At 66.7% G+C, this 23,289-nt stretch carries 23 protein-coding genes; 7 read left to right on the top strand and 16 right to left on the bottom strand.

Going from position 1 to position 23,289, the window contains the following annotated elements:
- Positions 1-10: 10 nt before the first annotated feature.
- From VSX79_RS03905 to VSX79_RS03850, 12 genes are all read right to left on the bottom strand, one after another.
- A complete protein-coding gene (locus VSX79_RS03905) occupies positions 11-1,243 on the bottom strand; it encodes an FtsW/RodA/SpoVE family cell cycle protein (protein ID WP_326914476.1) in 1,233 nt (410 codons plus the stop codon).
- Positions 1,240-2,544, bottom strand: coding sequence for a UDP-N-acetylmuramoyl-L-alanine--D-glutamate ligase (gene murD / locus VSX79_RS03900; protein WP_179499856.1), 1,305 nt, complete (start codon positions 2,542-2,544; stop codon positions 1,240-1,242). The genes VSX79_RS03905 and murD overlap by 4 nt, the downstream gene beginning before the upstream one ends.
- Positions 2,541-3,611 carry a phospho-N-acetylmuramoyl-pentapeptide-transferase gene (gene mraY, locus VSX79_RS03895; protein ID WP_179499855.1) on the bottom strand — a complete coding sequence of 357 codons (1,071 nt, stop codon included), beginning with the start codon at positions 3,609-3,611 and terminating at the stop codon, positions 2,541-2,543. Before mraY ends, murD begins: the two co-directional genes overlap by 4 nt.
- A complete protein-coding gene (locus VSX79_RS03890; protein ID WP_326914475.1) occupies positions 3,611-4,987 on the bottom strand; it encodes a UDP-N-acetylmuramoyl-tripeptide--D-alanyl-D-alanine ligase in 1,377 nt (458 codons plus the stop codon). The genes mraY and VSX79_RS03890 overlap by 1 nt, the downstream gene beginning before the upstream one ends.
- On the bottom strand, positions 4,984-6,423 hold the full coding sequence (locus VSX79_RS03885) for a UDP-N-acetylmuramoyl-L-alanyl-D-glutamate--2,6-diaminopimelate ligase (protein ID WP_326914474.1): 1,440 nt from the start codon (positions 6,421-6,423) through the stop codon (positions 4,984-4,986). Before VSX79_RS03885 ends, VSX79_RS03890 begins: the two co-directional genes overlap by 4 nt.
- Positions 6,423-8,111 carry a peptidoglycan D,D-transpeptidase FtsI family protein gene (locus VSX79_RS03880; RefSeq protein WP_179499852.1) on the bottom strand — a complete coding sequence of 563 codons (1,689 nt, stop codon included), beginning with the start codon at positions 8,109-8,111 and terminating at the stop codon, positions 6,423-6,425. The genes VSX79_RS03885 and VSX79_RS03880 overlap by 1 nt, the downstream gene beginning before the upstream one ends.
- On the bottom strand, positions 8,108-8,716 hold the full coding sequence (locus VSX79_RS03875; RefSeq protein WP_326914473.1) for a hypothetical protein: 609 nt from the start codon (positions 8,714-8,716) through the stop codon (positions 8,108-8,110). The genes VSX79_RS03880 and VSX79_RS03875 overlap by 4 nt, the downstream gene beginning before the upstream one ends.
- Complete coding sequence (gene rsmH / locus VSX79_RS03870) at positions 8,710-9,699, bottom strand: 16S rRNA (cytosine(1402)-N(4))-methyltransferase RsmH (protein WP_407697248.1); 990 nt, start codon at positions 9,697-9,699, stop codon at positions 8,710-8,712. Before rsmH ends, VSX79_RS03875 begins: the two co-directional genes overlap by 7 nt.
- The gene (locus VSX79_RS03865; RefSeq protein ID WP_326914471.1) at positions 9,696-10,196 is read right to left on the bottom strand and encodes a division/cell wall cluster transcriptional repressor MraZ; all 501 of its coding nucleotides are present in this window, start codon (positions 10,194-10,196) and stop codon (positions 9,696-9,698) included. The genes rsmH and VSX79_RS03865 overlap by 4 nt, the downstream gene beginning before the upstream one ends.
- 276 nt (positions 10,197-10,472) lie before the next feature.
- Entirely contained in the window at positions 10,473-11,636 is a 1,164-nt protein-coding gene (locus tag VSX79_RS03860) for a Gldg family protein (RefSeq protein ID WP_326914470.1), read from the bottom strand.
- Positions 11,633-12,034, bottom strand: a complete 402-nt coding sequence (locus VSX79_RS03855; RefSeq protein WP_179499849.1) for a hypothetical protein — start codon at positions 12,032-12,034, stop codon at positions 11,633-11,635. Before VSX79_RS03855 ends, VSX79_RS03860 begins: the two co-directional genes overlap by 4 nt.
- On the bottom strand, positions 12,031-13,008 hold the full coding sequence (locus VSX79_RS03850) for a cysteine synthase A (RefSeq protein WP_179499848.1): 978 nt from the start codon (positions 13,006-13,008) through the stop codon (positions 12,031-12,033). The genes VSX79_RS03855 and VSX79_RS03850 overlap by 4 nt, the downstream gene beginning before the upstream one ends.
- A gap of 194 nt (positions 13,009-13,202) precedes the next feature.
- Between VSX79_RS03850 and VSX79_RS03845 the strand changes: the two genes are divergently transcribed.
- Positions 13,203-15,326 carry a TonB-dependent receptor gene (locus VSX79_RS03845; RefSeq protein WP_326914469.1) on the top strand — a complete coding sequence of 708 codons (2,124 nt, stop codon included), beginning with the start codon at positions 13,203-13,205 and terminating at the stop codon, positions 15,324-15,326.
- A 61-nt stretch (positions 15,327-15,387) separates the two neighbouring features.
- Here VSX79_RS03845 and VSX79_RS03840 read toward each other — a convergent pair whose 3' ends face one another.
- The 4 genes from VSX79_RS03840 to VSX79_RS03825 are packed head-to-tail and all read right to left on the bottom strand — an operon-like array spanning position 15,388 to position 18,535.
- A complete protein-coding gene (locus tag VSX79_RS03840) occupies positions 15,388-15,927 on the bottom strand; it encodes a hypothetical protein (RefSeq protein WP_179499846.1) in 540 nt (179 codons plus the stop codon).
- Between the two features lie 32 nt (positions 15,928-15,959).
- On the bottom strand, positions 15,960-16,700 hold the full coding sequence (gene fabG / locus VSX79_RS03835; protein WP_179499845.1) for a 3-oxoacyl-[acyl-carrier-protein] reductase: 741 nt from the start codon (positions 16,698-16,700) through the stop codon (positions 15,960-15,962).
- A gap of 23 nt (positions 16,701-16,723) precedes the next feature.
- Entirely contained in the window at positions 16,724-17,662 is a 939-nt protein-coding gene (gene fabD, locus VSX79_RS03830; RefSeq protein WP_326914468.1) for an ACP S-malonyltransferase, read from the bottom strand.
- Positions 17,663-17,707: 45 nt separating this feature from the next.
- Positions 17,708-18,535: an LD-carboxypeptidase gene (locus VSX79_RS03825; RefSeq protein ID WP_179499843.1), complete on the bottom strand. Its 828-nt coding sequence runs from the start codon at positions 18,533-18,535 to the stop codon at positions 17,708-17,710.
- 55 nt (positions 18,536-18,590) lie between these two features.
- Here VSX79_RS03825 and VSX79_RS03820 point away from each other — a divergent pair, with 55 nt between their 5' ends.
- The 6 genes from VSX79_RS03820 to VSX79_RS03795 all read left to right on the top strand — a co-directional run bounded on the left by VSX79_RS03820 (position 18,591) and on the right by VSX79_RS03795 (position 23,289).
- On the top strand, positions 18,591-19,970 hold the full coding sequence (locus VSX79_RS03820; protein ID WP_326914467.1) for a Mur ligase family protein: 1,380 nt from the start codon (positions 18,591-18,593) through the stop codon (positions 19,968-19,970).
- 199 nt (positions 19,971-20,169) lie between these two features.
- Complete coding sequence (gene rpsF, locus VSX79_RS03815) at positions 20,170-20,538, top strand: 30S ribosomal protein S6 (protein ID WP_179499841.1); 369 nt, start codon at positions 20,170-20,172, stop codon at positions 20,536-20,538.
- Between the two features lie 11 nt (positions 20,539-20,549).
- Positions 20,550-20,774, top strand: a complete 225-nt coding sequence (rpsR, locus tag VSX79_RS03810) for a 30S ribosomal protein S18 (RefSeq protein WP_037517582.1) — start codon at positions 20,550-20,552, stop codon at positions 20,772-20,774.
- A gap of 13 nt (positions 20,775-20,787) precedes the next feature.
- Positions 20,788-21,417, top strand: coding sequence for a 50S ribosomal protein L9 (gene rplI, locus VSX79_RS03805; protein ID WP_179499840.1), 630 nt, complete (start codon positions 20,788-20,790; stop codon positions 21,415-21,417).
- A 157-nt stretch (positions 21,418-21,574) separates the two neighbouring features.
- Positions 21,575-22,645: a hypothetical protein gene (locus VSX79_RS03800; protein WP_326914466.1), complete on the top strand. Its 1,071-nt coding sequence runs from the start codon at positions 21,575-21,577 to the stop codon at positions 22,643-22,645.
- Positions 22,633-23,289: a Fe2+-dependent dioxygenase gene (locus tag VSX79_RS03795; RefSeq protein WP_179499838.1), complete on the top strand. Its 657-nt coding sequence runs from the start codon at positions 22,633-22,635 to the stop codon at positions 23,287-23,289. The genes VSX79_RS03800 and VSX79_RS03795 overlap by 13 nt, the downstream gene beginning before the upstream one ends.

Here is a 23,289-nt window from a genome sequence, read left to right as displayed (position 1 = left end):
TTTTGGGCGCTCATTTCTTGTTCCAGTTTCGGGTCATCGACACCCGGGCCGCATAGGGGTTTCGCCGGGTCAGCGACAAGAGCAAACCCATGCCGATCGACAAAGCGATGAAGGACGAGCCGCCATAGCTGATGAAGGGCAAGGTCATCCCCTTTGACGGGAAGATCTGCGTGTTCACCGCCATGTTGATCACCGCCTGTCCGCCGAACTGCGCGATCAGCCCCGCGACGGCGAGGATGAGGAAGCTGTCCTCCTCGTCGAGCAGGCGTACCAGAACGCGCACGATGATCGCGAGATAAAGCGCGGCGATCGCGATGCAGGCGATCATCCCGAACTCCTCGCCGATCACCGAGAAGATATAGTCGGTGTGCGCTTCGGGCAGCTGGAATTTGGCGAGCCCGGCGCCGGGGCCGGTTCCGATGAGGCCGCCTGCGGTCAGCGTCGCATGCGCCTTGTCGACCTGGAAACTGTCGCCTTCGGCAAAGAGCCAGATGTTGATGCGCTGCTGGGCCACCGGATATAAGAAATAGGCGAGCACGATGCCGACGACGCCCGCGCCCGCAAGCGCGCCCATGATCCGCATCGAGAGGCCGGCGACGAGGACGAGCACGAACCATGTCGCCGCGAAGATGACCGTCTGCCCGAGGTCGGGCTGGCCCATCAGCAGGAGCGCGATGACGCCGGTGAGCGCCGCGGCGAGCGGCACGACGGGAAGGCTCTGGTCGTGGAGGCGCAGCGACAGCACCCACGCGAGCGACACCGCGAAGAAGGGCTTCAAGAATTCCGAAGGCTGGAGCCGCAGCGCCCCGCTGCCGAGCCAGCGCTGCGCGCCGTTCACGGAGGTGCCGACAAGCGGCACGAGGAACAGGAGGCCAAGGAAGACGACGGTGCCATAGATGGCGAAGCGCCGCGCCTGCGGCTTGGGCAGCATCGACACCATGAGCATCACGGGGACGCCGACGATCACCCACATCAGTTGGCGATAGAAATAATAGAGCGGGTCGAGCGACGCGGTCGAGGTCGAGAGTTTCTGCGCCGCGACGGGCGACGCCGCCGCGACCGCGACAAGCCCGACCGCGACGAGGATCGAGACGAGAAGCAGCAGAACGCGGTCGATTTCCCAAAACCAGAGGCCGAGCGGCGTGCGGTCGGCGCGGCTGAGGCGCGGCCCGCGGCGTTTCGTGGTGCGCGTGGCGGCGATCACCGGGCGTTCGGTCGCATCCATATTGTCCCCCCCGCTCATGCCCCGAGCGCCTGCACGAGCGCGCGGAAGGCATCGCCGCGCTGCTCATAATCCTTATACTGGTCGAAGGAGGCGCAGGCGGGCGAGAGCAGCACGATATCGCCGGGCCTTGCCGCCGCCGCCGCCTGTTTCACCGCACTCGCCATATCGCCCGACTTTTCGACCGGAATCGCGTCGCCGATCTCGGCGGCGAAGGGCTCCATCGCCTCGCCGATCAGATAGGCACGCTTGACGTGGCCGAACCACGGACGGCAGGCGCCGAGCCCGTCGCCCTTGGCCTGCCCCCCCGCAATCCAGTGCAAACGCTGGTCCGGCGCCGGCGGGAATGCCGCCAGCGCCGGTGCAGCGGAAGCCGCGTTGGTGGCCTTGCTGTCGTTGAACCAGCGGACACCATCGGCTTCGCCGACCAATTCCATGCGGTGCGGCAGCGATTTGTAGGTCGCAAGACCGCGTTCGATCTGTTCGTCGTTCAGCCCGAGGACGCGGCACACCGCGATCGCACACACGGCGTTCTGGGCGTTGTGCGGCCCCTGCAACGCGGGCCAGCGCGCTTGGTCGGCGGGGTCGATATCCTTCCCCGACACGCGATGGAGCCGGTGGTTGATGCGCCCCGCGATCATCTTCGACGGATCGTCGTCGACCGCGACGATCGCGATCTGGTCGCGGCGCTGGAGACTGAACAGCCGCGCCTTCGATGCCGCATAGCCGGCAAAACCGTCGTAGCGGTCGAGGTGGTCGGGGCTGAGGTTGGTGAGGACCGCGATGTCGCAGGCGAGGCTGTGCGACAGGTCGATCTGGTAACTCGACAGTTCGAGGACATAGACCCCGCCTTCAGGAAGCGGCTCGCGCGTCAGGATCGGCAGGCCGATGTTGCCGCCCATCAGCGTCGGCACGCCGGCGCTTTCGAGCAGGTGGGTGATCAGCGCGGTCACCGTCGACTTGCCGTTGGTGCCGGTGATGCCGACGACCCGATGCGACGGCAAGTCGCCCCTGGCTTCGGCGAACAGTTCGATGTCGCCGATGACGGGGACATGCGCTTCCTTGGCGTGCGCCGCGATCGGGTGACGGTTGAGCGGCACGCCGGGCGAGACGACCACACCCGCGAAGCCGACGAGGTCGATCTCGAGCGGGTCGCCGATATCGGCGCCGAGCGCCATCGCCTCGTCGCGCGCTTCCTCGCGGTCGTCCCATGCGGTGACGCCCGCGCCGCTGGCGACGAGCGCCTCGACGGCCGCGAGGCCCGAGCGCGCCAGCCCCAGCACCGCATAGCGGCGGCCGGCAAAGGCGCGCGAGGTGATCACCGGAGCTTCAAGGTCGCGAGCCCCGCGAGTGCGAGGACGATCGAGACGATCCAGAAGCGGATGACAACGGTCGATTCCGGCCAGCCAAGCTGCTCGAAATGGTGGTGTATCGGCGCCATGCGAAAGACGCGCTTGCCGGTGCGCTTGTACCAGAAGACCTGGATGATCACCGACAGCGCCTCGACGACGAACAGCCCGCCGACGATGACGAGCACGAGCTCGTGCTGAGCGGTGACCGCGATCGTCGCGAGCGCTCCGCCGAGTGCGAGGCTGCCCGTATCGCCCATGAAGACCGCAGCGGGCGGCGCATTGAACCACAGGAACGCGAGGCAGGCGCCGATGATCGCAGCAGCGAAGATCGCGAGCTCGCCCGCGCCAGGAACATGCGGGATGCCGAGATATTCGGCAAACTTCACATTGCCCGACAGATAGACGATGACGAGGAAGGTCAGGCTGGCGATGATCACGGGGAAGGTTGCAAGCCCGTCGAGCCCGTCGGTCAGGTTCACCGCGTTGCCGAAACCGACGATCAATATCATCGCGAAGACATAATAGAGCGGGCCGAGCGGGATATAAACGTCATTGAAGAAGGGCAGATAGAGGTCGGTGCCGGTGCGCGAGACGATCAGCAGCACCGCGACCCCCGCGATGAGGAATTCGACGAGCAGGCGCACGCGCCCCGGAATCCCGCGGTGGCTGGCCTTGGTCACCTTGTCGAGATCGTCGAGGAAACCGACCGCTGCGAACCCCCCGGTTACAAAGATGCACGCCCAGACGAAGCGGTTGGAGAGGTCCATCCAGAGGAGCGCGGAGATCATCAGCGAAATGAGGATCATCAGCCCGCCCATCGTCGGCGTGCCCTTTTTGGCGAGATGGCTTTGCGGGCCGTCGTCGCGGATCGGCTGCCCCTTCCCCTGCCGCATCCGCAGCATCAGGATGAAGCGCGGCCCGATCCACAGGCCCAGGATCATCGCGGTCGCAACCGCGGCGCCCGAGCGGAAGCTCAGATAGCGGATAAGGTTGAGCGCCCCCGGAAAGCCAAGCCATTCCGCCAGCCAATATAGCATCAAAAATCCCCGTTGGTCAGCGCCGTCACAAGATGTGACAGCCCGACGCTGTTCGACCCCTTGACCAGCACGGCGTCGCCCGGACGGATCAGGTCCCGCAGCCGCCCTACCGCGGCCGGGTGGGCGGGCACATGCTCGAAATCGATACGGCCCTCAAGGGCTTTGGCGAGTGGCGCCATCTCTGCGCCGACAAGCAGGGCGAATTGCACTCCCGCCGCGACGAGCGGAGCCGCAAGCGCGGCATGATAGGCCTCGCCATCCGGGCCAAGCTCCTTCATCGCACCAAGAATCGCGATCTTGCGGTCGGCGGATTCGCTGCCGAGCTGGCCGATGGTCGCCGCCATCGAGGCGGGATTGGCGTTATAGCTTTCGTCGATGACGAGGATGTGGCCGCCGGGAACCTCGACGCGGTGGCGCGCGCCGCGCCCCGCCAGGCCGGCCATTTCGGCGAAGGCGAGCCCCGCCGCCGGCAGGTCCCCGCCGACGGCTTTCACCGCGGCGAGCACCGCGAGCGAATTGGCCACCCAATGAGCGCCGGCTTGCGCGATGGTGAAGCAGAGGAGCGATTCCTGCACCTGCGCGGTGACGAGCGAGCCGCCCTGCCCGTCGGGCAACCAGTCGACGGCGCGGACGTCGGCGCCCTCGTTCAACCCGAAGCTGACGATGTGCGCGGCATGTTGCTCCGCCTTGGCGCGCAGGCGCGCATAGTGCGGGCTGTCGAACGGGACGATCGCGGTGCCGCCGGGTTCGAGGCCTTCGAAAATCTCGCCCTTCGCGTCGGCGATCGCTTCTTCGCTAACGAAAAATTCCATGTGCGCGGGGGCGATGGTGGTGACGATGGCGACGTGCGGACGCACCATGCGTGTCAATGCCGCGAGTTCGCCCGCGTGATTCATGCCCATTTCGAAGATGCCGAAATCGGCGGTCGAGGGCATACGCGCGAGGCTCAGCGGTACGCCGACATGGTTGTTGTAGCTTTTGACCGAGCGATGCGCCTTGCCGGGACGAAAACGATCGAGTGCAGCGAACAGCGCCTCCTTCGTCCCCGTCTTGCCCGCCGAACCGGTGACGCCGATGATGCGGCCATGGCTGCGCGCGCGCGATGCGGTGCCGAGCGCGGCGAGGGCCGCGGCACTGTCGGCGACGCGAACATGCGGGTACGCGATGTCGGTTTCGCAGACGATCCCGGCGGCGCCCGCTGCGATCGCCTTGTCGATGAAGTCATGGCCGTCGGCGGTTTCGCCCTTCATCGCGATGAAGAGGTCGCCCTTCGTCACCTCGCGCGAGTCGAAGGCGACGCCATGGGCGGTGAAATCGGCGCTGGCGGCACCGCCGGTGGCCGAAGCGATGGCGCGCGCGGTCCAGAGCGGATTCATGCCGCCTCCTCGCGCGCGACCGCGACATCGTCGAAGGGAATGACGCGCATTTCGTCGCCGCGCCCGACGATCTGACCCTGTTCGTGCCCCTTGCCCGCGATGCAGACGATGTCGTCGCCGCGCGCCTCGGCGATCGCGGCGGCGATCGCGGCGCGGCGGTCGCCGATCACCCGCGCACCGGGCGCGGCGGCGGCGATCGCGTCCCGGATCGCCGCCGGATCTTCGCCGCGCGGGTTGTCGTCGGTGATGACCAGCACATCGGCCTTGGCGGCGGCAACCCTGCCCATTTCGGGGCGCTTCGCCTGGTCGCGGTCGCCGCCGGCACCGAAGACGAGGATCAGGCGGCCCGCCGCATGCGGGCGCAGCGCGTCGAGCGCGGCTTCGATCGCGTCGGGCGTATGGGCATAGTCGACATAGACCGGCGCGCCCGCGCGCGTGATGGCGGCGCGTTCGAGCCGCCCGCGCACCGGCTGCAGCCGCGCGAGATTGGCGAGCGTCTGCCGGGCATCGCCGCCGGTCGCGATGACGAGGCCCGCCGATACGAGCGCGTTGGCAACCTGATAGCCGCCGATCAGCGGCAGATCGACCTTTTGCGAGAGATCGCCCGCCGTGATGACGAGCGACTGGCCGAGCTGGGTCGCCTCACGCGAGACGAGGCGGAGCGCTTCGCCCCGCGTGCCGACGGTCAGCAGGCGGACGCCGCGCGCCCGCGCCGCGCCGATCACGGCGGGCGAATATTCATCGTCGGCCCAGACCACCGCCGCGCCGCCGGGTTCGACGACTTCGGTGAAAAGGCGGAGCTTGGCCGAAAGATAGGAATCCATCGTGCCATGATAGTCGAGATGGTCGTGGCTCAAATTGGTAAAGGCCGCCGCCTTCACCGGCAGGCCTTCGGTGCGATACTGATCGAGGCCGTGGCTCGACGCCTCGAACGCTGCATGGGTGACGCCCTCGGCGGCGAGGCCCGACATGTTCGATAGAAACGTGACGATGTCGGGCGTCGTGAGCCCGGTCGAGGCGCTGTCCATCGACGTCGTGATTCCGAGCGTGCCGATCGAGGCGGCGTTGAAGCCGGCCATGCGCCACAACTGGCGCGTCATTTCGACGGTCGAGGTCTTGCCGTTCGTGCCCGTCACCGCGACGCAGGTCGCCGGGAAACGGTGGAAGAAGCGTGCCGCGATATGCGCGAAGGCGCGACGCGGGTTGGCATCGGCGACATGCACGGCACCCTCCACACGCGCTTCGGGCCGCGCAACGATCGCGACCGCACCCGCTTCGAGGGCGGCGGGAATAAAATCCTCGCCGTTGAATTTCTCGCCGACGAAGGCGCCGAAAACCGTGCCGGGCGCAACCTTGCGATGATCGATCGCAAGCCCCGTGACGACGGGACCGCTGCCCTCCAGCGCCTGATCCTCGAGCAGCGCGGCGAGACGCATCAGTGCGTTTCCTCGCCTCTTTGCAGCAGCGGCGTCAATTCGGAGACGTCAACGTCGCGGCTTTCGTCGGGGAAGACGCCGAGCATCGGGCCCGCGCGCGTCACGACCTTGCGCACCACCGGCGCCGCGGTCCAGCCCGCGGTGCGCTGGCCCGAACTATAGGCATTGCCCTTGGGCTCGTCGATCATCACGAGCACCACATAGCGCGGATTGTCCATCGGGAAAGCCGCCGAGAAGGTCGAGACGAGCGAGTGGCGGCGATAGCCGCCAGCGCCCGGCTTTTCGGCCGATCCGGTCTTGCCGCCAACGCGGAAACCCGGCGCGTCGGCCTGTTTGCCGGTGCCGTCGGAGACGATAAGGCGCAGAAGCTGGCGCATCCGCGCGCTGGTCGACGCCTTGAACACGCGGCGACCCTGCGGCGGCGACTTGTCGCCGAGCTTGAGCATCGTCGCGGGGCGATAGATGCCCCCGTTGACGAGCGCGGCATAAGCGCTCGCGAGGTGCAGCGGCGTCACCGCGATGCCGTGACCATAGCTGGTCGTCATCGTCGTCACCCGGCCCCAGTTTTTCGGCCACAGCGGGAAGGCGCGTTCCTTGAGCTCGATTTCGGGGCGCTTGTCGAAGTTCAGGTCGCGGAACAGTCGTTCCAGATTCTCGCGCCCCAGTTCATCGGCGATGCGCGCGGTCGCGATGTTCGAGCTTTCGATCAGCGTTTCGGGGACATTATACCAGCGCCCGGGATGGCTGTCGCGGATACGAAAACCCGCGATCGGGAGCGGCGCCGTCGCATCGTAGCGACGCGCCATGCTGGTCACCGTGCCGTCGTCGATCGCGGCGCCGATCGACAGCGGCTTGAAGGTCGAGCCGAGTTCATAAAGATTGTAGGTGACGGCGTTGCGCCGCGTGCCCGGATCGCTGCCGAGCAGCTTGTTGGGATTAAAGGTCGGGAGCGAGGTCATCGCGGCGACTTCGCCGGTATGGACGTCGAGGATGATGCCCGCGCCGCCGATCGCCTCGAGGTTCGCAACCGCCGTGCTCAGTTCGCTTTCGAGCACGCCCTGGACGCGCGCGTCAATCGACAGTGCGAGCGGCTCGCCGCGTGTCGCCTTGTCGATCAGCCGCTCGTCGAACGCACCCTCGACGCCGGTGACGCCATGCCCCTCCGAATTGGTGAAGCCGAGCACATGCGCGGCGAGGGTGAGCTGCGGATAGAGGCGTTCCTTCTCGCGCGGAAAATCGAAGCCGACGTCGCCGATCGCGTTCACCGCGGCGACCTGATCGGGCAGCGCGCGGCGGCGGATATAGGTCGGGCGCGGCCCGGTCAGCTTCGCCAGCAGGTCCTGGCGCGTCATGTCTGGAAAGATCTTTTGCAGCTCGGCCGCCAGATATTGCCGGTCGTTGAGCAATTTCGACGGCATGACGCGGATCGAATAGCCGTCGATCGTGCGCGCGAGCGGCACGCCGTTGCGATCGACGATGTCGGCGCGGGCGGGAATGAAAGCCGTCGCCGCCGAACGGCCCGACGATGTATCGAACAGCGCGAAATAGAGCAGGCGCACCGACACAACGAAAAATGCCGCCATGAACAGCAGCATCAGGATCATCAAACGCTGTTGTGCGGTCAGCAATATCTGCTGCCGCACCCCTGCGGTTCGAACCCGGGTCGGACGGACGACCAGCGTGTTCATCGGCCGGCGCTTCCTCCCGCCGCTTCGAGGGCCGCGGCGCGCTTCAAGTCGGCGAGCGTCGATTCGGCGAGCAGCTGATCCTCGATCATCTTGAGTTGTTCGCGGCGGCGCGTCGGCGCCATGCGCGGAGCGACGTCGCTGCGTACGCCGGTATCGGCCTGCGCGAGCAGCACGGGCTTGGGCGCGGCGGGCTTCGTTGCCGCGGGCTTGCTCGCAACGGGGCTTTCCTTCGGCGCGGCGGGCACCGCGACCGGCGAAACCATCGCCATCAGTACCGGCGCGACCTCGTTGGCGCCGCGCGCGCGCGGCAGCCGGTCGAGCGAGGCCAGCTGGCGCTCGCTCTCCAGATACTGCCCCGCGTCGGGCGCCGAATAGCCGAAGGCATCGGCATTCCACTGTTCGAGCTGGCGCATCGAGGCGCGCACCGCGAGTTCGGATTCGAGGTAGCGGATATTGTCGCGCGTCCGGACAATGTCCCGCTCGATCCGCGTAAGTTCGCTGCGCGTCGCCGCGACCTTGAGCGATACGGGATAAAGCATCATCGCGAAGATGAGCACGAGCAGGACCAGTCCGATCCCCTGGAGCTTGCGGGCCGCCATCAGCATGACATCGCCTCCTTCATCCTGTTGTCCGGCCAGGCCGGTGCCGCGGTGCGTACCGCGCTGCGCAGTGTCGCCGAACGCGCGCGCGGATTGCGCGCTTCCTCTTCCTTGCCCGGACGCACCTTGCGCGCCGGCGTCTCGAAGGTTGCGGCCCGCGCCAGAGGGGTCGGCGCGGGCCGGTGACGCGAACCCGCGGCATCGCCACCGCTGCGTTCGCGCAGGAAATTCTTCACGATACGGTCCTCGGTGCTGTGGAAGCTGACGACGGCGAGCCGGCCGCCGGGGCGCAATATGCGCTCCGCGGCGGCCAAACCCGCGACCAGCTCGTCGAGTTCATTATTGATGTGGATGCGGATCGCCTGAAAGCTCTTGGTCGAGGGATCCTTCGGCGCGCCGGGCGGATGGCGCAGCGCCTTGCGAATCACGGTCGCGAGCTCGGCGGTCCGGCTGAGCGGGCGCGCAGCGACGATCGCGCGCGCGACGCGGCGCGACTGGCGCTCGTCGCCATAATGAAAGAGCACGTCGGCGATCTCGCTCTCGTCGGCACGATTGAGCCAGTCGGCAGCGCTTTCGCCCTCCTGCGCCATGCGCATGTCGAGCGGGCCGTCCTTCTGGAAGGAAAAGCCGCGCGCATCGCGGTCGAGCTGCATCGACGAGACGCCGATGTCGAAGGTGATGCCGTCGACCGCCTCGATCCCGCGCTCGGCAAGCAGCCGGTCGATCTCGCCGAAGCGGCCGTGGACCAGCGTCAGCTTGCCATCGGATTCGGCGACGAGCGCCTGCCCTTCGGCGATCGCGTCGGGATCGCGGTCGCACGCGACGACTTCGGCGCCCGCGGCGAGCATCGCGCGTGTATAGCCACCCGCGCCGAAGGTCGCATCGACATGGCGCTCCCCGGGAAGGATTGCGAGCGCGGCGATGACTTCTTCACGGAGGACCGGATCGTGGCGGGGATCCCGATGGCGTTCGGGGAGAAGCTCGGTCACTTGCGCCCCTTCCCCTTGGCGGCGTCCCATGAAGCGGCTAGCCGCCGGAGCACCGGGTCGGCCTCGGCGCATTCGGCCAGCGTCGGCAGCCACCAGATTTCGAGACGGCGGCCCGACCCCACAAAAGCCGTCGCGCCGGCATCGCCGACGCGGTCGCGGTGGATGAAGCTGGGAAGGAAGCGGCCGCTGTCGTCGAGCGTGTACGGCTCGGTATAGCTGAAGCGCTTCTTGAACTCGCTGTCCTCGTCGAAGTCTATGTTGCGCAGCCGCGCGGTTTCGCGGTCGCGTTCGATCTCGCCGTTCAGCCGGTCATACTGATCCTGCCCATAGGCGACGAGGCACGGCAGTTTTTCGTGAAAACCTACCCAGAGTACGCGCTGACCGTCCGCATTGAGGGGCACATTGTTGCGGAACTGTGAGGGGACGGCGATGCGCCCCTTGCCATCGATCGCGGCGAAGTTGGTACCCGCATACTGGCCGGGCGTCACAATCGCCATCGCTCTGCCCCCGTATCCGCGCCACCGGGCAAAACTTCCCCGGCCCCGGAATCGCGTGATTCCAGCTGGTTCGGCTCGAGTGGAGAATGCCCCTCTCCGATTTCGTGAGTATCAATTATAGATCGGGGTGAAAAGGGGTAATTTAGGGTGAAATAGGGAATCTAGCCCCAATTGGCCGCAAAAAGCGCTCCGAATTGGGTAAATACCGGTCCTACGGCGCGCGAACGGCACCGCAGGACGACTTCGATCGGGGCGATTTAGGGTAAAAAAGCCGACTCAGGCGGCGCGAGCGCGAATCCAGAGCGGACGGAGCACACCGTCACCGGCGCCGGGCCACAGGCGCGCCGCGAGCCATTCCATCGTGTCGGCCCGCCGCAAATGATCGGCGCCGGGGACGAGCGGGCGCCAGAGCGGAGCGAAGAGCAGGTCGGCGTCGCCGGCCAGCCAGGCCTCGCCCTTCCCTATCGGGCAGCGGGCGACGCGCCGGCCGGCGAAGGCCTGGCATTGCGGAGGGAGGCGATCGAAGCGGCCGGAGCTGAACAGACGGAGACGCAAGCCGTCAACGTCAACGGGCAATGAAGGCCCCTCGGCGGCGGCAGGCGCCGCGAGCGTGATGCCCCAATGATCGAGGAGCGGCGTCAGTAGGCTCGTCACGGGCGGATTGCGCGGATCGCCCAGCGGGTGGCGCGCGGGCCAGCCCGACAGCGCATCGGCGAGGACGACCGCGCGGCCGCCGCCGCGCACGAAGGCGTCGATCGCGACCAGTTCCTGCGGCGCGAGCGCGCGGGGATGCGCGAGCAGCAGCGCGCCACCGGGAGGGGGCACATGGTCGGCGAGGCTGTCGACGAGCGACACGGGACCGGCCGCGGCCAGCCGCGCGAGCGCCGGATCGTCATTCATTCCCTCCGCAATCATCGCCCCGATGTCGCCGCCGCCCGACCAGCGCAGCGGCAGGCCGGTGAGCATAGTGAGGGCGGGGGCGTCCGCCGCTGCGGCGGCCGGGCGATAGAGGGCGGCGAGCAGTCCATGTGCCGCCCCGAACCAGCCGGCGACGAGCAGCAGCGCGGCTAGCCAGGGCAAAGCCCCGAAGCGCGCACGCCAGCCCGCGAGCAGTCCCGAGAGCCACGCGGCGAGGCCGCCCGCGGCCATGGTCAGGAGGAGCTGCGGCGAAGCCGCCGATCCGGCAAAGATGAAGCCGAGCAGCGCCTGCGCCGCGGCGAGGAGGACGAGCGCCAACAATATCGTAAACCAACGGGTCGCGGCCGGCTCGCGGCGCTGCCACCATGCGAGCAGCATCAGGGGGAGCGGGAGCAGCGGAACGGCGAGCGCGGGATCGATGCGCCCGAGCAGCGCCTGCCCGCCCGCGACCCACGCCAGCGCGACGATCGCGATGGCGGTGGCGAAGGCGCGCAGCAACGGCCTGCGCGATGGCGCGATCACTGTTTCGACTGGCGCGCGCGCTGGAGTTCGGGGTCGGGTTCGAGGTCGGGCACCGACGAGGCGGGCGGTATCGCCTGCGGGACCTTCACGTCGGTGGCGGCATTTTCGTCTTTCGACGACGATGGCGACACCGGCTGGACGCCAAGCTCCTCCAGCGGGGCGCCGCTGGCGGGCTCTTCACCCGGCATCTTGACTTCGGTCGTGGCTGCGACCTCCCCTTCGGCCCGCTCGCGGGCGCGCTCGCCGATGAGCCCCGCCATGCCGACGAGCAGCAGAACGGTGAGCACCCCCGCAATGCCGATCTGCAGCCGCCGCATCGTGTCGTTGACCGGCGCCGTCGGCGACGGCGGCACGGCTTGCGTCTTGGGTGCCGAGGGACTGTCGATCCGCACGCTCATGCTGCTGCCTCCAGTCCCTTGCTCGCCAGCCATTCGGGGTTGTAGAGCGTCGAGAGATAACGGAACCCGCTGTCGCAGAGGATGGTCGCGATGCGCTTGCCCGGCCCGAGCTGCCGCGCGAGCGCCATCGCGCCGGCGACGTTGATCCCCGACGACAGGCCGAGGCACAGCCCCTCCTCGTCGAGCAGGCGGCGGACGATGGCGAGCCCCTCCGCATCCGAAATGCGGAACTGCGTGTCGATCGGCGCGCCTTCCAGATTGGCGGTGATGCGGTTCTGGCCGATGCCTTCGGCGACGCTCGACCCTTCGGGCTTCAACTCGCCGCACTGGTAATAATTATAGAGTCCGGCGCCGTGCGGATCGGTCAGCGCGATGGTGATGTCGGCGCTCTTCGCTTTCAGCCCCAGCCCGGTCCCCGCGATCGTGCCGCCGGTTCCCGCCGCACAGGTGAAGCCGTCGATGCGGCCGTCCATCTGTTCCCAGATTTCCTCTGCCGTGCCGAAGATATGCGCCTTTCGGTTGGCGATATTGTCGAACTGGTTAGCCCAGATCGCATTGTCGGTTTCCTCGGCGATGCGGCGCGAGGTGTGGACGAAATGGCCGGGATTGGCGAAGGGCGCGGGCGGGACGAGCACGAGTTCGGCGCCCAATGCGCGGATCGTCGCCATTTTCTCGGCGCTCTGATTGTCGGGCATGACGATGATCGTCCTGTAGCCGAGCGCATTGGCGACGAGCGCGAGCCCGATGCCGGTATTGCCCGCCGTTCCCTCGACGATCGTGCCGCCGGGGCGAAGGCTGCCGTTCGCTTCGGCATCGCGCACGATATAGAGCGCGGCGCGGTCCTTCACCGAACCGCCGGGGTTGGCATATTCGCATTTTCCCCAGATTTCGCAGCCGGTCGCTTCGCTGGGGCCCTTGAGCAGGACGAGCGGGGTGTTCCCGATCAGGTCCAAGCTGGTTTTGGCTATGGTCATGGCGCATGATCTAGGACGCCGCCCCGCGCCCCGCAAGACAGCTTCGCTTGCCGCGCCGATGACGCGCCTTTGTCGACCAACGGGGATCGAGGGCCGACGAACAGCAATCAAGCGGGGCTCCGGGGCTTGTTTTTGTGACAATATATCATTACTGCCCCGCCATCAGGTCGCAATAACAACAGGACTCTCCCTCCATGCGTTTGCTTTGTTCCGCCGGTTTTTCCCTTGCCCTTTTCCTCGCCGCGCCCGCTTTCGCGCAGGATCGCGCCACCGGCAGCGATGACGATGTTCATACCGGCGACCCGATCATCGTCACCGCGCCCTATGTCCGCAGCCTCGACATCCTCGGCAACGTCTCGGTGCTCGAGGGCGACGAGCTGGCGCGCGACATTCGCGGCCAGATCGGAGACACGCTGACCCGCCAGCCGGGCGTTTCGGCGACGAGCTTCTCGCCCGGCGCATCGCGTCCCGTCCTCCGCGGCTTTTCGGGCGAGCGCGTCAAGGTTCTGACCGACGGTATCGGATCGATCGACGCGTCGAACACCTCCGCCGACCATGCGGTCACCATCGACCCGCTGACCGTCGAGCGCATCGAAATCCTGCGCGGCCCCGCGGTGCTGCTGTTCGGCAGTCAGGCGATCGGCGGCGCGGTCAACCTGTTCGACCGCCGGATTCCGAGGAAGGTGCCCGCCGACCACGTCCATGTCGATGCCATCGGCGGCTATGCGACCGCAGCCAACGACCGCAACATCGGCAGTTCGATCGACGTCGCGCTGAGCCCCCAGATCGTCGCGCATCTCGACGGCAGCTGGCGCAAGACGGGCGATGTGCGTTCGGGCGGCTATGTCTATGCCCCCGATATTCGCGGCGACCTGCTCCACCTTGCCGAACATGAACTCGAGGAAGGCCATGCCGACGAAGCGGCGGAGCTGACCGAACAGGCGGGCAAGCGCGGCAAGGTCGACAACACCCAAAGCGAGACCTGGACCGCGGGCGGCGGCCTGTCGCTGATCAACGACGGCGGGCAGCTCGGCATTTCGATCGGCTATTTCGACACTAATTATGGCGTGCCCGATCGCCCGAACACCGCGCACGAGCATGAAGGCGAGGAGGAAGAAGGCGGCCACGACCACGGCGAAGGCCCGGTCACCATCGGCATGAAGCAATGGCGCGCCGACCTGCGCGGCGAAGTCGAGCTGGGCGACGGCTTTTTCGACAAGCTGCGCATCCGCGCGGGCTTTGCCGATTACAAGCACACCGAGTTCGAGGGCGACGAAGTCGGCACCGTCTTCACCAACCAGGGCATCGAAGGCCGGGTCGAGCTGGCGCAGAACGACCGCGGCGGCTGGCGCGGCGCGAGCGGTGTGCAGTACAGCCACCGCGATTTCAACGCGATCGGCGCCGAAGCCTTTGTCCCGCGCAACCTGACCGACCAGTTCGCGCTCTTCACGCTGCAGGAATATACGATGGGCCCGCTGGGGCTCGAAGCCGCGGCGCGCTATGAAAAGACCAATGTGCGCGCGCAGACGCTGGGCTTCGAGCGCGACTTCGACAGCTTCTCGGGTGCGCTTGGCGCGACCTATGACATATTCGACGGCGCGAAGTTCGGTGTTTCGGTATCGCGCGCGGTGCGTGCGCCGTCGGCCGAGGAATTGCTGTCGAACGGCCCGCATATCGCGACGCAGAGCTTCGAGCTCGGCGACCCGAATTTGAAGCGCGAATCCAACTGGGGGGCCGAAGCTTCGTTCAAGTTCAAGTCGGACGCCTTCAACCTCAGCCTCACCGGCTATTCGAACTGGTTCGACAATTTCATCTATTCGGCGGCGACTGGCGCCGAAGAGGATGAGTTGCCCGTCTTCCAATATTTCCAGCGCGACGCGCGCGTCTATGGCTTCGAGGCCGAGGCGAGCGCACGATTGGCGCAGATCGGCGGCTTCAACATCATCGGCGACGTCACCGCCGACATGACGCGCGCGAAGATCAAGAACGCGGGGCTCGACCGCAATGTGCCGCGCATCCCGCCGCTGCGCGTATTGGGCGGGCTCGAGGCGCAGGGCGAACGCGTCGATGCGCGCGTCGAAGTCGAATGGACCGACGACCAGACGCGCGTTGCGCAGTTCGAGACGCCGACCGACGGCTTCACCTTGGTCAACGCCTCGCTAAGCTGGCGTCCGCTTCCCGACACGAAGAATCTGACGCTCAGCCTGTCGGCGAATAATATTTTCGATGTCGAGGCGCGCCGCCACGCAAGCTTTACCAAGGATTATGTGCCGCTGGCGGGCCGCGATTTCCGCCTGACGGCCCGGGCGAGCTTCTGACCCCTCTCTCCGCTCGTCCCGAGGGCCGGGTCCGGTTGAACCGGACCCGGCCCCTTCGCTGTCAGGGCGCGATCTGCTTGCGCTTGTTCCAGTAGATCGAGGTCGCCGCGGCGTAGGCGCCGACCTTCTCCCATGCCGCACCGTCGACCTTTTCGATATCGACGTCGGCTTCGATATAGGCCTGAACGATCTTCATGATCTGCTCTTCGGTCATGTCGGTCGACAGGTCGGGATTCGCCCCGTTCGGCCCGAAGTCGAGCGCCTTGTCGACGACCGCGGGCGACAGGTTGAGCTTTCCGATATCCGCCGCCAGCCATTCGCGCGCGATGCGCGCAAGGCTATAGTCGAAATAATGACCCTTTTGCTCGGCCGTGATGCCGTGAGCCGTGACGCAGCTGTCGACAACCGTCGCCAGATTCTTGAACAATGCTTCGCGCGACGCATCGTCGCCGCTGCCCGCCATCGACTCGCCGATCGACTCCCTCATGTCGCCCGGCACCGAAGCGACGACGCAGTCGAGCTTTTCGCCTTCCTGCGCCGCGACCACAGCGGGGAGTGTCGCAAACGCCAGCGCGGCGCCCGCCATCCAGGTCTTCATCATCGACTCGTCTTTCCGTCCGGCGGGATCGCCCCTCAGGACAGCATGGCCATGCCGCCGTTCACATGCAACGTCTGCCCGGTGACGTAGCCCGCTTCCTTCGACGCGAGATAGACGACCGCGGCGGCGATATCGCTGCCCTCTCCCATCCGGCCCGCCGGGATGCGCTGGTTGAGCGCTTCTTTCTGCGCGTCCGGCAAATCGTCGGTCATCGCGGTCGCAATGAAGCCGGGCGCGACGCAGTTCGCGGTGATGCCGCGGCTCGCCAGTTCCTGCGCCAGCGCCTTGGTCATGCCGGTGACGCCCGCCTTCGACGCGGCATAATTGGCCTGCCCCGGATTGCCGGTCGCGCCGACGACGCTGGTGATCGAAATGATGCGGCCGAAACGCGCCTTCATCATCGGTTTCGCGGCGGCGCGCGCGAGGCGGAAATTGGCCTCGAGGTTGATGCGGATGACGTCCATCCACTCCTCGTCCTTCATCCGCATGATCAGATTGTCGCGCGTGACGCCGGCGTTGTTGACGAGGATATCGAGCTGCCCGAGCGCCTCGACCGCCGAGGGCACGAGCGCATCGACGGCGGCGGCATCGCCGAGGTTGCACGGCAGCGCGACATGGTCGCCGCCGAGGGTATCGCGAAAGGCGCTCAGCTTGTCGGCGTTGGAACCCGACACCGCGAGCCGTGCGCCCTGCGCGGCAAGCGCCTGCGCGATGGCAGAACCGATGCCGCCCGAGGCGCCGGTGACGAGGGCGGTCATGCCGGTGAGATCGAACATCTTATTCTCCTGAAATCTGAATCTTAGAGCGTTTTGAGCAGCGCTTCGATGTCGTCCATCGAAATCACGCTGACCGTCTCGACCTCTCCACTCGCGCTGCGCTTGACCATCGGCGAGAGGACCTTGCCGCCGAATTCGACGAACTGCGTGACCCCGATATCTTCCATCGAGACGACGCTTTCGCGCCAGCGGACGCGGTCGGTGACCTGCTGGACCAGCAAATCGCGGATCTGGTCGCCATCGCTCACCGGGCTCGCGGTGACATTCGCCACCACCGGCACCAGCGGCGGCTTGGGCGGGTTGGCGCCGAGCGCCTCGGTCATCGCGTCGGCCGCGGGCTGCATCAACGGGCAATGGAAGGGTGCGGAGACGGGCAACAGCACGCCGCGCTTGATGCCATAATCCTTGACCAGCGCGACTGCGCGTTCGACCGCGCCCTTGTGGCCCGAGATCACGACCTGCGACGGGTCGTTGTCGTTGGCGACGGTGCAAACCTCGCCCTCGGCGGCGGCATCGGCGAGCTTTTGAGCGGTGTCGATATCGGCGCCGAGCAGCGCCGCCATCGCGCCGACGCCGACGGGCACCGCCGCCTGCATCGCTTGCCCGCGCGTCTTCAAAAGCCGCGCCGTGGTCGCAAGGTCGAACGTCCCCGCGGCACAAAGCGCGCTATATTCGCCGAGGCTGTGACCCGCGACATAATCGGCCTTGGCGGCGAGCGTCACGCCACCTTCCTTTTCGAGCACACGCAGCGTTGCAATCGCATTCGCCATGATCGCGGGCTGGGCATTTTCAGTGAGGGTCAGCTGGTCCTCGGGACCGTCGCTCATCAGCTTGAAAAGATGCTGGCCGAGTGCGTCGTCGACCTCCTGAAACACCTCGCGCGCGATGGCCGAAGCGTCGGCGAGCGCCTTGCCCATACCGACCGACTGGCTGCCCTGACCCGGAAAGATGAATGCGCGCATATTGCGTCCCCTAGCGTGATTTTGAATTGGGCCGCGCCTATTCCCTCACCCCGCGCGATGCAAGCCGAAGGGCACGACCTTGTTCGCGGCGTCGTGGCCGATGTCGGCCCGGCCGAGCCAGGGGATATTGCACCGCGCGCACCAGTCGCGGGCGATTTCATCGGCCTCCATGCCGAAGGGACGGTCGTTTTCGGGCACGTCGCTGACGCGCCCGAGCCGCAGCCCCGCGAGCCCGCGCGGCGCGAGATAGGTCGCAACATGGAAAAAGGCGCGGTCGAGGGCGTAGAGATATTCGCTGACCTCCTCGACAAGCAGGACATGCCCCGACAGATCGGGTTCTAGCGGGGTGCCGAGCAGCATCGACAATGTCATCAGGTTGAACGCGGCGTGGCGCGCACCATGTTCGAGCCCGGGCTCGCACGCCGCAGGATCGCGCGCGACGAGCCAGTCGAGCGCGCGCAGAACGGCGGCGTCGCCGCCTTCGCGGCGGATATCGGCGACCATCGGCCCGTGCGCGACATGGTCGAAGCCGTCGCGATAGAGCGCGCCGAGCAGATTGCCCTGATCCGAATAGCCAAGAAACGCCTTGCTCCGCGCCGCATCGGTCATCGCGGCGACCGCTTCCCCGGCGATCCGGCACGCGCCGTAACCGCCGCGCGCGAACCACACCGCGTCGATATCGGGCCGGTTCGCCATTTCGACGAGCGCGGCGAAGCGGTGCCCGTCCTCGCCCGCGAAATGGCCGTGCGTCGCGAAGCATTGCGGGTCGAATATGAGCTCGACGTCGGGATAGCCTAGGCTGGCGAGCGCGCGCACCGCCTCCGCATCATCGGGGAGGATGGGGGTCGAAGGAGCGACGATGCCGATACGCAAATCCTGTCCCCTGCCCTGCCTTGCCAAATTTGAGCCAAGCCCATATCGCGCCGCCATGTCGGAAAACAAATCCTATTTCTTCTGCGGCATCGGCGGGTCGGGCATGTTGCCGCTCGCAATGATCGTCGCGGCGCGCGGCGCGGCGGTCTCGGGGTCGGATCGCAGCCGCGACCAGGGCCGGACGCCCGACAAATTCGCCTGGCTCGAAGGCCAGGGCATTGCCTTTTATCCGCAGGACGGCAGCGGGCCGAAGGATGGACAGATTCTCGTCGCGTCGGCGGCGATCGAGGACAGCGTGCCCGATGTCGCTGCGGCCGATGCGCTCGGCCTCCCGCGCATGACGCGCGCCGACCTGAATGCGGCGCTGTTCAACGCAGCGGACAAGGCGATCGGCGTCGGGGGAACGAGCGGCAAGTCGACCGTGACCGGAATGATCGGCTGGATCCTCGCCAGCGCGGGAAAGAAGCCGACCGTGATGAACGGCGCGGTGATGCGTAATTTTTCGGGTGCGGACATGCCTTTCGCCAGCGCGCTCGTCGGCGACGCGGACATCTATGTGAGCGAGGTCGACGAAAGCGACGGGTCGATCGCGCTATATGCGCCCGATGTCGCGGTGATCACCAACATCAGCCTCGACCACAAGAGCCTCGCCGAACTTCACCAGCTGTTCGGCGATTTCGTCGAGAAAGCGCGCGTTGCGGTGATCAATGCCGACGACAGCGAGTCCGCGCCGCTCTTGTCGGGGCACAATGTCGTCACCTTCGGCTTCGCCGACACGGCGACGGTGCGCGGCAGCGATTTCGAGGCGCTGCCCGATGGGTGCCGCTTCGCGGTCCATTCGGGCGGCACCGCCTATCGGGTGAAGCTGCGGATGCCCGGCCGCCACAATGCCGCCAACGCGCTCGCCGCGATCGCGGCGGCAGAGGCGGCGGGCGTGACCATCGCGCAGGCGGTCGAGGCGCTGGCGGATTTCGCGGGCCTTGCGCGCCGCTACGAAGTGCTCGGCCAGGCTGGCGACGTCACCGTGATCGACGATTTCGCGCACAATCCCGACAAGGTCGCCGCGACGCTCGGCGCCGTGGCCGAACTGCCGGGACGCGCCCTGCTCTTCTTCCAGCCCCACGGCTATGGCCCGCTGCGCCAGATGGGCAAGGAGCTCGCGGCCAGCTTTGCCGCGGGCATGCGGCCCGAAGATAAACTCTTCGTATGCGACCCCGTCTATTTCGGCGGCACCGTCGACCGTAGTATCGGCAGCGAAGCGCTGGTCGCCGACATCGTCGCGGGGGGGGCCGACGCCGTCCATCTGACGACGCGCGCCAACTGCGGCGCAGCGATCCTCGATGAAGCGAAGCCCGGCGATCGCATCCTGATCCTCGGCGCGCGCGACGACACGCTCACCGAATTCGGGCGCGAATTGCTGGAAAAGCTACCCTGATCCCTTCTCCCCTTGCGGGAGAAGGACGAAGAAACCTTGCGTTCTCGCCGCGAATCTGTATAGGCGCGCTCATTCGGGGCGAGGCCTTGTGCCGTTCGCCCCGTTTGCTTTGCACCAATTTCGCAAAGCCGGACGACAGCCGGAGGGGTTTCGCGATTGGCGCGAAACCAGCGATCGGCCAAATCGAAGGAAGCGCACCATGCCGTTTTACGAGCATGTCTTTATCGCGCGTCAGGACCTGAGCCAGGCTCAGGTCGACGCGCTGGCGGAAACCGTCACCAACGTCATCGGCGAATTCAAGGGCACGGTCCACAAGACCGAGACCTGGGGCCTGAAGCAGCTCGCCTACAAGATCCAGAAGAACCGCAAGGGTCATTATGTGATGCTGTCGGCCGAAGTGTCGGGCGAAGCGATTGCAGAGATCGAGCGTCAGGCTGCGATCAACGAAGATATCATCCGCTGGCTCACCATCAAGGTCGACGAACTCGAAAAGGGTCCGTCGGTGATGATGCGCAAGCAGGAACGTCGTGGTGGCCGTGGTGGCCGTGACCGCGACGGCGAAGAATAAGGATAACGACCATGGCACGACCCTTTTTCCGCCGCCGCAAGACCTGCCCCTTCAGCCAGAAGGACGCACCGGTCATCGATTACAAGGACGTCCGCCTGCTCCAGGGTTACCTGTCGGAGCGTGGCAAGATCGTCCCGTCGCGGATCACCGCGGTGTCCACCAAGAAGCAGCGCGAGCTGGCGAAAGCGATCAAGCGCTCGCGCCACATCGGCCTGCTCCCCTACATTGTGAAGTAAGGAGGGCGGACCGATGGAAATCATCCTGCTCGAACGTATCGAGAAACTGGGCGGTATCGGCGACGTCGTCACCGTCAAGAACGGCTTTGCCCGTAACTATCTGCTCCCGAACAACAAGGCGCTCCGTGCGAACGACGCCAACCGCAAGCTGTTCGAAGCCAACCGCGCGAAGATCGAGGCCGACAACGCCGAGCGTCGCACCGACGCCGAAGGCCGCGCCAAGGACATCGACGGCAAACAGATCGTCCTGATCCGCCAGGCGTCGAACACCGGCCAGCTTTACGGCTCGGTCGCGGTTCGCGACATCGTCGAAGCGCTTGTCGAAGACGGCGTCCAGGGCGTCACCAAGGCGATGGTCGAGCTCGAGCGCCCGATCAAGTCGCTCGGTCTCGTCGACGTCAAGGTCAAGCTGCACCCCGAGGTCGTGGTGACCGTCGGCGTCAACGTCGCGCGTTCGCCCGACGAAGCCGAAATGCAGAAGCAGGGCATCGACGTCATCGCCGCGATGTTCGAGGAAGAACAGGCCGAAGCCGCCGCCGCGGCGCTGGAACCCGACAGCGAAGACGAGTTCGAAGACGCGACGCCGCCTTCGGAAGTCGCTGCCGAGGATGCTCCGGCCGCGGACGAGGCCGAAGAAGCCTGAGCTTTTTCAGCGAAAGCCTATTGAAAGGGCCGCGTTTCCGGGAGGAAGCGCGGCCCTTTTCATTTGCGCGATCCGCGAAGGGTGGCGATCGGCCAGCAGCCCGTCGCCGGCTCTTCCATCTGGCCAACCCGCGCCGCCCCTCCTATGGCGGCAGGCGATGGCCGACGATCCTTTCCAGTCCCGTTTCGCCGCTGACGCGAGCCTGTTGCCGCATATGGCGGACCTGGCGAACGACCGGGTGCTGGTCGCGCTGCTGGCAGAGGCCGATTATCGCGCCGCGAGTTTTCTCGACCAGCGCCTGCTGACCGATCGCGTCGGGCGTGAGTGGATGGCGTGGGACGCCTTGCCCGACCTCGGCGCTGCGGCGGCGGGTCCGCATTTCATCTTTCATATCGGCCACGTCGGATCGACGCTCGTATCGCGCCTGCTCGCCGAGGCTGGCGATGTGCTGCCGCTGCGCGAGCCGATGCTGCTGCGCACGCTCGCGCAGGTCGCTGAGCGGATCGAGCGGCCCGAGTCGGTCTGGTCACCCGAGCTTTACCGCACGCGCCTCGCGCAAACCCTCGGCTGGCTCGGCCGCGGCTTCGCCCCCGGTCAGCGCGCGATGGTGAAGGCGTCGAGCGTGATCACCGCCGTCGCCGACGATCTGACGGGCACCGACGGCCGTGCGCTGTTCCTCCATGTCCCGCTTCCCCGCTATCTCGAGACGATCCTGGCCGGTGAAGCGTCGATGGCCGAGACGCTGGCGCAGGCGCCCGCGCGCATGGCGCGGCTCGCGGCCCTGCTTCCCGATTTTCCCCATGCGCTGTGGCAGTTGCCGCCCGTCACGCGCGTCGCGATGAGCTGGCTTTGCGAAATGGCGACCGCGCAGCGCAGGCTGCCGCCCGACGATCCGCGCCGCCTGTGGGTCGATTTCGAGGCGATGCTGGCCGATCCCGCCGCCGCGCTGATGGCGCAAGCAACGCATTTCGGACTGCCGATCGATCCGGCGCGCATCGAAGCAGCGCTCGCTGGCCCCATCATGCGGCAATATTCGAAGGCGCCCGAGCATGGCTATACTCCCGACCTGCGCCGCGAATTGCAGGCGCAGGCGGCGGCGGACCATGCCCCGGCCATCGCCGAAGCGATCGCATGGGTTGAAGCACTCGCCGCGCGCTATACAAACCTTGCCGACCTGCCGATCCTCGGCGATCAGAGCGTGATCCAGGAAGTCCGATGTTCAAGCTAGTCCAGTTGCTCGATGACAATGCGGTGCGCGCGCTGCGCGAAATTGCCGCGAGCGGCAAGTTCGTCGACGGCAAGATCAGCAACCCTCATTCGACGGTAAAGAACAACCTGCAGTTGCACGACGCGGGCGCCTATGAACGCTCGTCGAAGATTTTGCTCGATGCGATGGTGCAGAATCCCGACTTCATGGAATTCTCCTTTCCGGCGCGCATCGCCCCGCCGCTGCTGACGCGTTACACGCCGGGCATGAATTACGGACTGCATCCCGACGCGGCCTATATCCCGCTGCCCGACGGCCAGCTGCGCACCGACGTCAGCTGCACGGTGTTCCTGAACGACCCCGCCGATTATGACGGCGGCGCGCTGCATGTGCAGTTGGGGAATGCCGATTTGCGCTTCAAGGAGGCGCCTGGGGTCGCTGTCGTCTATCCCTCGCACACGCTGCACGAAGTCGAACCGGTGACGCGCGGCGAGCGCCTTGTCGCGATCACCTTCATCCAGAGCCTGATCCCCGACGTCCAGCACCGGAACCTGATGTACGAACTCAACGAGGTGGCCGCGCTGGAGGGTGGCAAGATGGAGCCCGCGAACTTCACGCGGCTGCAGGCGGTCCAGTACCAGCTCTTGCGGATGTGGCGCCGCTGA

Source organism: Sphingopyxis chilensis (assembly GCF_035930445.1).
GTDB classification, from domain to species: domain Bacteria; phylum Pseudomonadota; class Alphaproteobacteria; order Sphingomonadales; family Sphingomonadaceae; genus Sphingopyxis; species Sphingopyxis chilensis.
This window is presented reverse-complemented; position numbering and strand designations above follow the sequence as displayed.